The 12,468-nt window shown below is 34.0% G+C and carries 9 protein-coding genes; 2 read left to right on the top strand and 7 right to left on the bottom strand.

The window, feature by feature from the left end:
- On the bottom strand, positions 1-1,131 hold the full coding sequence (locus BUC11_RS07835) for an N-acetylmuramoyl-L-alanine amidase family protein (RefSeq protein ID WP_073353097.1): 1,131 nt from the start codon (positions 1,129-1,131) through the stop codon (positions 1-3).
- Between the two features lie 51 nt (positions 1,132-1,182).
- Positions 1,183-2,349, bottom strand: coding sequence for an N-acetylmuramoyl-L-alanine amidase family protein (locus BUC11_RS07840; RefSeq protein WP_073353098.1), 1,167 nt, complete (start codon positions 2,347-2,349; stop codon positions 1,183-1,185).
- 83 nt (positions 2,350-2,432) lie between these two features.
- Here BUC11_RS07840 and BUC11_RS07845 point away from each other — a divergent pair, with 83 nt between their 5' ends.
- Both BUC11_RS07845 and BUC11_RS07850 read left to right on the top strand, forming a co-directional pair.
- Entirely contained in the window at positions 2,433-5,183 is a 2,751-nt protein-coding gene (locus tag BUC11_RS07845) for a putative LPS assembly protein LptD (RefSeq protein WP_073353099.1), read from the top strand.
- A gap of 56 nt (positions 5,184-5,239) precedes the next feature.
- A complete protein-coding gene (locus BUC11_RS07850) occupies positions 5,240-5,620 on the top strand; it encodes a RidA family protein (RefSeq protein WP_073353100.1) in 381 nt (126 codons plus the stop codon).
- Between the two features lie 131 nt (positions 5,621-5,751).
- Here BUC11_RS07850 and BUC11_RS07855 read toward each other — a convergent pair whose 3' ends face one another.
- The 5 genes from BUC11_RS07855 to BUC11_RS07875 form a co-directional block, all read right to left on the bottom strand.
- Positions 5,752-6,603 carry an N-acetylglucosamine kinase gene (locus BUC11_RS07855; RefSeq protein ID WP_073353101.1) on the bottom strand — a complete coding sequence of 284 codons (852 nt, stop codon included), beginning with the start codon at positions 6,601-6,603 and terminating at the stop codon, positions 5,752-5,754.
- A 132-nt stretch (positions 6,604-6,735) separates the two neighbouring features.
- Positions 6,736-7,740 (bottom strand): type I glyceraldehyde-3-phosphate dehydrogenase, encoded by a 1,005-nt coding sequence (gene gap / locus BUC11_RS07860; protein ID WP_073353102.1) that lies wholly within the window; start codon positions 7,738-7,740, stop codon positions 6,736-6,738.
- A 74-nt stretch (positions 7,741-7,814) separates the two neighbouring features.
- Complete coding sequence (gene pfkA / locus BUC11_RS07865; RefSeq protein ID WP_073353103.1) at positions 7,815-8,801, bottom strand: 6-phosphofructokinase; 987 nt, start codon at positions 8,799-8,801, stop codon at positions 7,815-7,817.
- A gap of 500 nt (positions 8,802-9,301) precedes the next feature.
- Entirely contained in the window at positions 9,302-10,717 is a 1,416-nt protein-coding gene (locus tag BUC11_RS07870; RefSeq protein WP_073353104.1) for an MBL fold metallo-hydrolase, read from the bottom strand.
- 282 nt (positions 10,718-10,999) lie between these two features.
- Positions 11,000-12,280, bottom strand: a complete 1,281-nt coding sequence (locus tag BUC11_RS07875; protein ID WP_073353105.1) for an NAD(P)/FAD-dependent oxidoreductase — start codon at positions 12,278-12,280, stop codon at positions 11,000-11,002.
- Positions 12,281-12,468 lie beyond the last annotated feature (188 nt).

Genomic DNA, 12,468 nt, shown 5'->3' on the forward strand with positions numbered 1-12,468 from the left:
TTATTTAAGCGCTTCTTCTACACTTATACTTTTTCCGTCTCTAAACGCAATAATATACGCAGCAGAATACCCTCTGGATTTAACCTCCTTTAAATCTTTTTTTGCAACCGCATAATCTGATGTGTCGCCATAAGCATATTTGTAAAACGACCCATTTCTGGTTCTTACAGATACATTTTTTAATCCTTTAAAATTAGAAGGATTCAATTTAATATTTTTATTTCCTGCTGCAAATTGAACTTTAAAAACAACATTTGAATTTGTTGCTTTTGATACTTTACTGTCAGCAATTCGTTTTGACTTTGTACTCTTCCCCGCTTTACTGGATGGAATTTTATCATAATTGACGTCCGCTTGTGATACAAAATATTCTTTTTTATAGGATATGATCGCAGATGCAATTGCCTCGGCCATGTTATTTTGCCCTAAATCAGAGTTTAAATAAAGCCCTTCTTTACTATTCGATAAAAAACCAAGTTCAATTAACACACTTGGCATGTAAGATGCATCTAAAACCCATAAAGGAGTTTGCTTTATCCCTCTTGATTTTCGATGCAGTTTATTTCTAAAATTACTTTCGATTTTTGAGGCTAAACGTATGCTCCGATCTAGATAATCTTCCTGCAGTATTTTTAATCCAATCAAAGTTGCTGGATTTTTAGGATCAAATCCTTTGTAGCTGCGCTTATAATCCTTTTCCAATAAAATAACTGAATTTTCTTGTTTGGCAATTTCTAGGTTTCCTTTACTTCTAGTTAAACCCATTACAAAAGTTTCAGTACCATAGGGAACTGGATTTTTAACCGAATTACAATGTATCGAAACGAATAAATTGGCGTCTATACTGTTTGCTTTTTTAGGCCTGTCTTTTAATTCAATAAAAACATCCGATTTTCTGGTATGAACAACTTCAATATCCCTTTCTTTTTTTAGGTATTTTTCTAATTTCAAAGCAGTTTTTAAGGCGATTTCTTTTTCAACAAAACCATGATAGGAATTACCTGGATCTTTACCACCATGCCCTGCGTCTAATATAACGACAAACTTAGTAGTGGACTGAGAAAAAAGATTGGGAGAGAAAAATAAAATTAGAGTTACAAGTAGAGCTTTAATTTCTTTAGATAAATTCAAAGTAGTCTTGTTGTTTTTTGGAAATTTAATAAAAAAGAATAATTGCTGTTTTTATTTAAGAGCGTCTTGAACAGTAATTTTTTCACCGTTTTTGAATGCAATTAAAAATGCCGAATCATATCCTTTTTCTTTGGCTTCCTGTAACTGTTTTTTAGCTTCATCAAAATCAGAAGTTTCTCCGAACATATATTTGTAGACTCTATTTTCATAGGCTACCGATATATTTTTTAATCCTTTAAAATTTCTAGGAACTAAATCCAATCTTCTACTACTTGCTGAAAGTTGTACTTTGAAAACTGCTTTGGAATTGTCAACTGATTTATTGGATGAAACGGATCCAGAAGGTTGTGCCGTCATTTTTGCTTTCGCGGGAGTAACAGTATCTCGTATCGGTTTCTCGTTAATTTTTTGGGAAGGACGCTCTTCAAAAATTTCTACTTCGCCATTCCCATAATATTCTTTTTTATAGCTCACGACTGCTTCAGCGATAGCCTTGGCAATTTCATTTTGACCTTCCTCAGAATTCAAGATATTCCCTTCTATAGAATTTGAAATAAAACCCATTTCAATCAAAACTCTGGGCATGTAGGCTTTATGCAGCACCATAAAAGGCGCTTGTTTCACTCCACCACCTCTTATTTTTTTTCCTAATTCACCAAAAGCATCTTCCACCTTGCTCGCTAAGGAAATACTATTATCTAAATATTCTTCCTGCATTAGCGTCATTCCAATCATGGTCTCAGGAGAATTTGGATCAAATCCTTCATATTTTTGCTTGTAATCTTTTTCTAATGTAATAACGGAGTTCTCTTTTTTGGCCGCTTCTAAATTGGATGCTACCTTACTCAAACCCATTACATACGTTTCTGTTCCATCAGCCGCAGTATTTCTATTCGCGTTACAATGAATAGAAACAAATATGTTTGCATTAAATCGATTGGCAATATTGGCTCTTTCAATTAAATCTATAAAAACATCCGTTTTCCTGGTATAATTGACTTGCATTTGAGGTGTTGCCTCTAATATTTTACCCACTTTTAAAACGACTGCCAAAGCAATATTTTTTTCTATACGACCTTCATACACAGCCCCAAAATCATGTGCGCCGTGACCCGCATCTAAAGTTACTTTAAAAGTGTTAGATTGACTGTAACCTCCCAACGAAATTAGTATCAAAATAAAAGTTACAATTATTCTAATTTTACTTGTACTGTGCATAAAGCTATAAGTTAATTTAATTAAAAGACTACCACTATAAATTTATTTATTTGACTATTTTTGACAAAAAATAATATGTAAGTTTGACATGTCAAAAAACAGGCCATACTTTTACAAAAATAGCATTTAAACCTTTGCATACAAACTTATTTAATATCGTTTTATTATCAATTTTCCTGTCAATAGGTTCTGGTAAGTTATATTCTCAAGATATATCAAAAAAAAAGACTGTTATACCCGCTAACAAACAGGCAGATAGCGCAAAACCAATTGTTGATAGTATTAAAACTCCCGTTTTAGTAGTTCAAAAGCAAAGTGATACAATAAAAATTGACAGTATTAAACCTAAAAAAGCTTTTTTGGATGGCAAGGTAAAGTACAAAGCAGATAAGTATGCTAAAATTGACCAGAAGAAAAAAACCATTACGCTTTATGACCAAGCAGAATTATACTATCAGGATATTGAGTTAAAGTCCGGTATCATTGTCATGAATTATGAGAAAAATGAAGTATATGCTGGCCGCATAAAAGATTCTACCGGTACATTTACCCAATTTCCAAATTTTAAGCAAGGCGCTAACGTTATTGAACCCGATTCTATTCGTTTTAATTTTAAAACAAAAAAAGCGTTAATCTGGAATTCAAGATCTGAACAAGGAGAATTCAAAATAAAAGCTGCCGTCACCAAAAAAGAAAATGATTCCGTTTATTTTTTAAAAGGAGCCCGATTCACCACTTCAAAAGATGTGGACAATCCGGAATATTATTTTCAAACAAATAAAGTAAAGTTTATTCCTGGTAAAAAGGTTGTTACTGGATTAACGAACATGGTTATCGCAAACGTTCCTACACCTATAGCTCTACCGTTTGCTTTTTTTCCAATGAGTAAAGAAACCAGTATTTCAGGACTCATTTTACCCAGTTATAATGATTCTAACAACAGGGGATTTTCACTCCAAAACTTAGGTTATTATTTTGCTTTAAGCGATAATTATGACTTAACCGTTTTAGGTGATTATTATACCAATGGAAGTTATGGCTTGCGGTTTGAATCTTCTTACGCCAAAAGATACAATTTTGTGGGTAATTTAAATATTCGATTCGAAAATTTAATCACCAGTGAAAGAGGCTATCCCGATTATTTGAAACAAAATATTTATAATATCCAGTGGTCCCATTCCAGGGATTCCAAATCGAATCCTAATTCAAGTTTTTCAGCTTCTGTGAATTTAGGGAGTAGCAAATACTTCCAGCAATCCATTAATCAGGTCAATATTGGTTCAAACTTAAATAATACCTTAAGTTCCTCCGTATCCTATTCTAAAACTTTTACTACGGTACCTCAAGTACGAATGTCTTTGACTGCAACCCACTCCCAAAATACGCAAACCGAAGAAATAAATATGACTTTGCCAACACTGCAATTGAGTGTGGATCGAATTTATCCATTTGTAGGAAAAGATGGAGTGCGAAAAGGTTTTATCAAAAACATCAATTTACAATACAATTTGAACGGAAGAAACAGCATTGTTACCACCGATTCTTTATTCTTTAAACCACAAATGTTCCGAGATGCAAAAATTGGTTTTCAACATAGTATTCCCTTAAGCACCAATTTCAAGTTGTTTAAATATTTCAGCGCATCAACGGCTGTAAATTATGAGGAAATATGGTATACCAAAACAATTGAAAGAAGCTATGATACGGACCAAAGCAAAGTAGTTGATAAAACAATCAATGGATTTGACGCTTTCAGAACGTATTCCTTCTCCTCTAGTGTGGGAACTACTATTTATGGAACATTTAATTTTGGTAAAGACAAGAAAATTAAATCAATACGACATGTCATGAGACCTTCTGCTTCCTACGGATATACTCCTAGTTTTGAGAAATATTATGACACCTATGCTTCTGATGCCAGCGGTACCATGATACAGCAGTATTCCCGATTTGAAAATGGAATTTACGGGGCTCCAGGTTTAAGTAACGCCAATACTTTAGGCTTTGATTTAAGCAACACTTTTGAAGCAAAAGTTACTGACCGAGACAGTACTAAAGTTGAACCAAAAAAAATCATGTTGCTAAATAATTTAAATCTTTCCACAAGTTACAATCTGGATGCTGATGGCGTAACCTCCCTCGCTTTTTCACCAGTAAGAGTTAGTGGCGGTACCACGTTACTGGACAACAAAATGAATGTCAATTTTGGTGCGACATTAGACCCTTACGCCATTGACAATTCTGGCAGACGAATTAATGTATTCAATATAGACAATGGAGGAAGTCTTTTTAGAATGACTAGTTCTAATATGACGCTTAACTATTCAATCGCTAGTACCGGGAAAGACAAAATAAAAAAGGACAAGAACTCATTAAGTCAACGAAATGGTGGTCGTGAAGATGATTTATTTGGAACAAATACAGACTTAGGAGACAGCCGAAGAAGCCAGTTTGATGAAGAAGAAAACAGTGAAGTGGAAGATAAAATTTCAGAATTCTTTAACTCTAAATTACCGTGGGATATGACCTTTGCCTATTCCTTGACCTACGGAAACAACAACCGGGAAAACAAAATAATTGGGAATTCTATTATGATATCTGCTAATGCAGACATCACTCCTAAATGGAAAGCTGGTGTCTCTACGGGCTATGATTTTGTACAAAATGGAGTTACTTTCACACAACTGCGATTTGAGAGAGATTTGTTAAGCTGGAGAATGGATTTTAACTGGTCACCTTTTGGTACCAATGCTAACTGGGGATTCTTCATTGGAATAAAATCTGGTGTGCTTAGCGACATCAAATGGGACAAACGAAGCGTCATCAACCGATAAAGCGTTTCAAAACAAGTACGAACTATAAAATTAGAAATTATAACGATATGCCTTTTATGAAAAAGATAATTTTTACAGAAAAAGCACCGGCACCCATCGGTCCTTACAACCAAGCAGTTCTTAAGGGAGACACCCTTTATACCTCTGGACAAATTGCGATCAACCCTACAACAGGAGAATTAGTTACTACTACTATTGAAATCGAGACAGAACAAGTAATGCAAAATATGAAAGCAGTTTTAGAAGCTGCCGGAATGACATTTGAGAACGTGGTCAAAACAACCATCTTTATAATGGATATGAATGATTTTGCAAAAATAAATACAGTCTATGGCTCTTATTTTGATGAAAAAACAGCTCCAGCACGCGAAACAGTTCAAGTGGCCTGTCTGCCAAAAAATGTGAATGTAGAAATTTCAATGATTGCGATTCTTTAATCAATTAAATAGCCTAGTAGTATTTTCAGCTTTGAGATAACTATGCTACATTGAAATAAAAAAATCACTACTATTTTACTTGAATCGAGTAAACTAGTAGTGATTTTGAGTTTAAAGCAACTTTTAAAAAATTACTTGTTCTTAATATGATAAGCAATCAATCCATCGATTGGTCTTCTTAGGACATTGCCTAATTGCAATTCGTATTTATCAAATGTTTCTTGTAGTTCTTCTTTCAAGTAAAAGGCAATAGAACCAACAAAATGCACCGGAACCTCTTTGCAATTATCATATTGTTTAATATAATTTTTGACAAAAGATTTCATGCCTTTGAAGATAATTTTTCTACAAAACTCTGTTTCTTTATGTTGAATTAAAAACTTGGCAAAAGTCGCCAAGTAAGCATTTGGATTCGGCTCTTTGTACAATTTGCTTTTTATAGCGTCTGGATCTAAATCGTATTCTTTTTCAAATTCGACTGCCAGTTCTTTTGGCATTTTATTGAAATAATATTTTCTAATTAATTCTTTACCAAAAACGTTTCCACTGCAATCATCCATGGCAATATAACCCAAGGATTGTACTTTTTGATGCAATTCTTTCCCATCAAAATAGCTACAGTTAGATCCTGTTCCTAAAATGGAAACAATCGCTTTTTCGCCTTTTGGGGTAGTTGCATAAACAGCAGCATACGTATCTTCCTTAACATCGATAATGGCATTAGAAAAATAAGTTTGAAAAACCTGAGAAAGAGTAATTTTCATTTTTTCAGTACCACAACCTGCTCCATAAAAGAACAGATGGCTTGCGTTTTTCTTATTCTGCAAAATATCAAAACGATCATTTAGACGGTCTATGATCTCATTTGCTTCAAGCACTTCAGGATTCAAGCCTAAAGTTTGTGTAGTAAACAATATTTTACCCTCATCATCTATTGCAATCCAATCGGCTTTTGTAGAACCACTATCAACTATTAATCTCATTTTTTTTTGGTTTTTTGGTTTTGGAGCTATCTAATTTAAAAAATGAGTTTAACTGAAAACGCTTCTTCAAAAAAGTAACAAAAAATAAAATCCCGTCAAACTTAATTTAACGGGATTTGTAAATATAAAGAATTATTTTAAACCTGCAATGTGCACAGATAAATCAATCAATTTGCTAGAATAACCATATTCGTTATCATACCAAGATATGATTTTGAAGAAAGTAGAGTTCAACCCAATTCCGGCATGTACATCTACAATTGAAGTTCTAGGATCCGATACAAAATCTTGAGAAACTACTAAATCTTCAGTATAGCCTAGAATCCCTTTCATTGTAGTTTCAGAAGCAGTTTTTAATACCGCCATGATTTCTTCGTAAGATGTCTCTTTAGCCACTTTTACGGTTAAATCTACTGCAGAAACATCTGTTGTAGGAACGCGGAAAGCCATACCCGTTAGTTTTCCATTTAATTCAGGAATCACTTTTCCTACTGCTTTTGCAGCACCAGTTGAAGAAGGAATAATGTTTACTGAAGCAGCACGTCCACCTCTCCAGTCTTTTTTTGAAGGACCGTCCGTTGTCATTTGAGTAGAGGTAGTAGCGTGAACGGTAGTCATCAACGCTTCCACAATTCCAAAATTATCATTAATAACTTTAGCCAAAGGAGCTAAACAGTTAGTAGTACAAGAAGCATTAGAAACGATTACGTCAGAAGCTTTAGCAGTTTCATGGTTTACACCCATTACAAACATAGGAGCATCAGCTGAAGGTGCAGAAATAATTACTTTTTTAGCACCACCTTTGATGTGCTCATTTGCTGTTTCAATTGTGGTAAAAAAACCAGTACATTCAGCAACTACATCAACATCAACTTCATTCCATTTCAAATCGGCAGGATTTCTTTCAGCAGTAATGCGGATATTTTTTCCGTTTACGTATAATTTTCCTTCTTTAACTTCAACGGTTCCATTAAAACGACCGTGTACTGAATCATATTTTAATAAGTAAGCTAAATGATCAACATCTAATAAATCATTAATTGCAACTACCTCTACATTATCTCTATTGTAAGACTCTCTGAATACAATTCTTCCAATTCTTCCAAATCCGTTTATTCCTAATTTTACTTTTGACATATTACTTTAATTTTTTTGTTTATTTCTATTAACTCAACCTAAAGTCTAATTTCCTCACAATAAACTTTAACCACTTATGTAGACATAATGTCTGAAACTCTTAATAATTCTCTATCAATCATTGTTTTTCCTTTAATTGCTTGTTCTAAAGGGGTCAATGAAACTTTATCATTTTGCAAGCCAACCATATAATTAGATTTCCCCTCTAACAAGGATTCTACCGCTTTCACTCCTAATCTACTCGCTAGAACTCTGTCGAAACAAGAAGGTGATCCGCCACGTTGCATGTGTCCTAATACAGAAACTCTAACATCATATTCGGGTAAGTTGGCTTCTACGTAATCTTTTAATTCAAATACATTTTTACCAATTTTATCTCCTTCGGCGATAACAACTATACTGGACGATTTTCCTGATGCCTTGCTTTTTTGTAAAGATTCTAATAATCGGTCTAAACCTAAGTCTTCTTCGGGTATAAGAATTTCTTCGGCACCAGCACCAATTCCTGCATTCAAAGCAATATGACCCGCATCTCTACCCATAACCTCAACAAAGAAAAGGCGATTATGAGAACTTGCAGTGTCTCTAATTTTATCAATTACATCCACAACGGTATTCAAAGCAGTATCATATCCTAAGGTGTGACTTGTTCCAAAAATATCATTGTCAATTGTACCTGGAATCCCCATTACTGGAAAATTAAATTCGGTATTGAATAGCAAACCTCCGGTAAACGTTCCATCACCACCAATTACCACTAAAGCGTCAATTCCTGATTTAAGTAGATTTTCATGTGCTTTTTTTCTGCCTTCTGGAGTTTTAAATTCTAAAGATCGAGCTGATTTTAAAATCGTCCCCCCTTTATTTACAATGTTATTTACACTTCGAGGTCCCATTTCCTTGAAGTCACCTTCAATCATTCCTTGATACCCTCTATAAATTCCGATACATTCTATATGATGATAAGCACAAGTTCGAACAACTGACCGAATAGCAGCATTCATACCTGGTGAGTCACCTCCCGAAGTTAGAACGCCAACTTTTTTTATTGTTTTTGGCATTATTTAAAGTATTAAAGTGTAAAATTAGCAAACATTACCCACTTTCAAGGTCGCGTTTTTAATAAATTAGGAAACTATTCTAAATTCAAACGTTTTCGTTAATAAGTTTTTGTATTTCCTAAATAAATTGAATTTTATTTAACAAAAATGAAAAATAGCCAACTTTTATTTAACAATTAACAATTCGTCTGTTTTTTAATTAAAAAAAAGTCAGTCCCCCACATTATTTATGATTCAGAATTTAGGAATAATTTCATGTTTCAATGCCAAAAAAAATTTAAATAGTGTAAGAAGTACTTTTCGATAATAGCACTATACTATGCGTTATTGAGCATTCTAAAATTGGGAGAAAAAGACAATCATCACAATTAATTTTAAAAAAATTTCCTTAAGAGCTGGTATTATTTAGCATATTGAATACACTGGCGGAACAAAAATTAACAGCAAAAAAAACGCTACTTTATAGGTAGCGTTTGGATAAAAATAGATAGGCTATATTTTTATAATAAGGTAGTTGGACACACATAATCTGTCTTTGGGAGATTGGTATTTTTGATTGCTTCAAACCCGCCAACAACATCAACAAAATTATCCCAACCCCGCTGTTTTAAAATAGATGCAGCAATCATACTGCGATACCCTCCTGCACAATGCAAAATAAATTTCTTGTCTTTTGGAAATTCAGCAAGATGACTGTTTATTTCGTTTAGCGGAACATTAGTTGCCCCTATTAAATGTTCTGATAAAAATTCACTTTTTTTCCTTACATCAAAAATCGGAGTTTCCGCAAAATTGATACTTTTTTCGAGTTCTTCAGTAGTAATTCGATCAATAGTATCGGTTTCAAAACCTTTGTTCTTCCACGAAGCAAATCCCCCTTCCAAGTAACCAATGGTATGGTCATACCCTATACGAGATAATCGTACCATACTTTCCTCTTCGTTTCCCAAAGTGGTAACCAATAAAATTTCTTGTTTTATATCAGAAATCATTTCGCCAACCCACATTGCAAAATTTCCATCTAAACCAATATTAATACTGTTTGGAATAAAACCTTTCGCAAATTCCTCGGCAGTTCTTGTATCTAGAATTAATGCTCTTGTTTCATTTGCAGTAGCCTCAAATTCAATTGGATTTAACGGTGTTTTTGCTTTCTTCATCACAGCGTCTAAACTTTCATATCCTTTAATATTCATTAAAACATTGGCAGGAAAATAGGCAGGAGGAGCAGTTAAACCCGTCAAAACAGCCGTAACAAATTCATCTTCGCTCATTTTTGGATTCAAAGCATAATTGGTTTTCTTTTGGTTTCCTAAAGTATCGGTGGTTTCCTTGCTCATCATTTTACCACATGCTGAACCCGCACCATGATTTGGATATACAATTAAGTCATCTGACAAAGGCATTATTTTTTCTCTCAACGAATGGAACAGATGACGCGCTAATTTATCTTGCGTTAACTCTGCAATAACATGTTGCGCTAAATCCGGTCGCCCAACATCCCCAATGAACAAAGTATCTCCAGTGATAATGCCATGTTCTCTTCCATTTTCGTCAATGAGCAAGTAGGTCGTGCTTTCCATGGTATGTCCCGGGGTATGAATAACTTTAACTTTATAATTTCCGACTTCAAACACCTGTCCATGAGTAGCTGAAATAATTTCATAGGCAGGCTTGGCTGTTGGACCGTAAACAATTTTAGCATTCGTTTTACTAGCTAAATCCAAATGTCCAGAGACGAAATCAGCATGGAAATGAGTTAAAAAAACGTATTTTATTTTAGCATTATCCTTAAACGCTCTGTCAATGTAAGGTTGAACCTCGCGTAAGGGATCAAAAATTGCTGCCTCACCATTGTTTTCAATATAATAAGCTGCATGAGCAATACATCCTGTGTAAATTTGTTCTATTTTCATAATCAAGAGTTTTTAAATAAATACTATTTTTTCGAATTTTAACAAAGCAAAATTAGGTGCAACCTATTCCAACTTGTGTGATAATTATCATGGAAAAATAACTATTTTATGAGTAAATACAGTATGTGACAAATGTCACATAGAAAAATTAATGAGGATGAAACATAAAAAAACCATCCTGTTAGAATGGTTTTTATACGTGTTGAAAAAGTTTAATAAAGCAGACTTTTGGCTAGTAGACCATAATCAAATATTTAAAATCGGACAATAGCATATTAAATATTAAGCAGTTCCTTTGAGAATTTTATTCCAATACAACCACGGCAGAATTTTGGTTTTCAGGATCCACATCGTCCATCTTGGTTTGGCCTGATCGAAAGGAAATGTCATCTGGGGTTTGTTAGAATAATCAAATTCTGCTAACATTAACTTTCCGTATTGGGTAGGAATAGGACAAGCACTATAGCCATCATAATGAGCCGTTAGAATCTTTTTATCCATTACTTCTAATAAATTTGTAACGACAACGGGCGCTTGTTTACGGATTGCCGCTCCAGTTTTACTGCAGGGTGCATTGGTACAATCACCTAGGGCAAAAACATTTGAAAACCGAATATGTTGCATCGTGTTTTTATCAATCTCAACATACCCTAGAGGATTTGATGCATCACGTAAGGGGCTATTTTTGATAAAATCCGGTGCTGATTGCGGGGGTACCACGTGACACAAATCAAAGTTTAACGTAACAGTAGTACTCGTATTCACATTAGCGTCGGTTGTTTCATTGATGCTATAACAAGCAGCATCTGATTTTGATAGTGATTGTTTAATAGCAATTGGTGTGGCCGTAGTTTCAAATTCAATTGTTTTGCTCTGCCCATTAATAGCAACTGTATTGGCGTTATAATGTACTTTGATATTACCCTTTTCCAAAACTTTTTCTAATGTAGCTTTGTATTCAGGAACTCCAAAAATAGCATTTGATCCCGAAATATAATGAACATCGCATTGCTCTAAAATACCTTTTTTACGCCAATAATCTACCGCCAAATACATGATTTTATGTGGAGCGCCACCACATTTTATAGGTGTTGATGGATTCGTAAAAACGGCTATACCCCCTTTAAAATTTTTTATCATTTCCCAAGTGTATGGAGCCGAATTAAAATCGTAATTACTGCTTACATTATTCTTCCCTAGCGTTTCTTTCAATCCTTTTATTTTATACCAATCCAACTGAATTCCTGGACAAACAATCAGATACTCATAGGTAATTTCTTTTCCAGAGTTGCAAATAACTTTATTTCCTGTGGGATCAAATGTAGCAACTGCCTCTTTAATCCAAGTCGTGTTTTTAGGAATAACCTCTTTTTCATTGCGAACTGTTTTTTTAATATCAAAAATACCGGCTCCTACTAAAGTCCACGCCGGCTGATAATAATGTTTTTCCGAAGGATCAACAATTCCAATAGTTAAATTACTTCTTTTGTGCAGTAATTGAGAGGCAACGGATATTCCCGCATTTCCCCCACCAATTATGAGTATTTGAAAATGATTAGACATAAGTTCTTAGTTTTTAGAATTTTATAATTACCAATATTAATTTTTTTAAAACTAACCCCTTGTGACTTTTGTCACAAACCAGATTTATTCCAAACCGTACTTTACGCATTAAAAACTAGCAGTAAACCTACCCAAAATGCGAGCACATAAATTTAACGTTGCTAATGAGACAACTATCACCATCGTTT

Source organism: Flavobacterium xanthum (genome assembly GCF_900142695.1).
GTDB classification, from domain to species: Bacteria; Bacteroidota; Bacteroidia; order Flavobacteriales; family Flavobacteriaceae; genus Flavobacterium; species Flavobacterium xanthum.

What these genes read in the sequence shown, in the direction of transcription:
- pfkA (WP_073353103.1), bottom strand. Translation starts at nt 8,801, where the DNA reads ATGCCAAAAACAATAAAAAAAGTTGGCGTTCTAACTTCGGGAGGTGAC.
- BUC11_RS07855 (WP_073353101.1), bottom strand. Translation starts at nt 6,603, where the DNA reads ATGAGATTAATAGTTGATAGTGGTTCTACAAAAGCCGATTGGATTGCA.
- gap (WP_073353102.1), bottom strand. Translation starts at nt 7,740, where the DNA reads ATGTCAAAAGTAAAATTAGGAATAAACGGATTTGGAAGAATTGGAAGA.
- BUC11_RS07870 (WP_073353104.1), bottom strand. Translation starts at nt 10,717, where the DNA reads ATGAAAATAGAACAAATTTACACAGGATGTATTGCTCATGCAGCTTAT.
- BUC11_RS07850 (WP_073353100.1), top strand. Translation starts at nt 5,240, where the DNA reads ATGAAAAAGATAATTTTTACAGAAAAAGCACCGGCACCCATCGGTCCT.
- BUC11_RS07840 (WP_073353098.1), bottom strand. Translation starts at nt 2,349, where the DNA reads ATGCACAGTACAAGTAAAATTAGAATAATTGTAACTTTTATTTTGATA.
- BUC11_RS07875 (WP_073353105.1), bottom strand. Translation starts at nt 12,280, where the DNA reads ATGTCTAATCATTTTCAAATACTCATAATTGGTGGGGGAAATGCGGGA.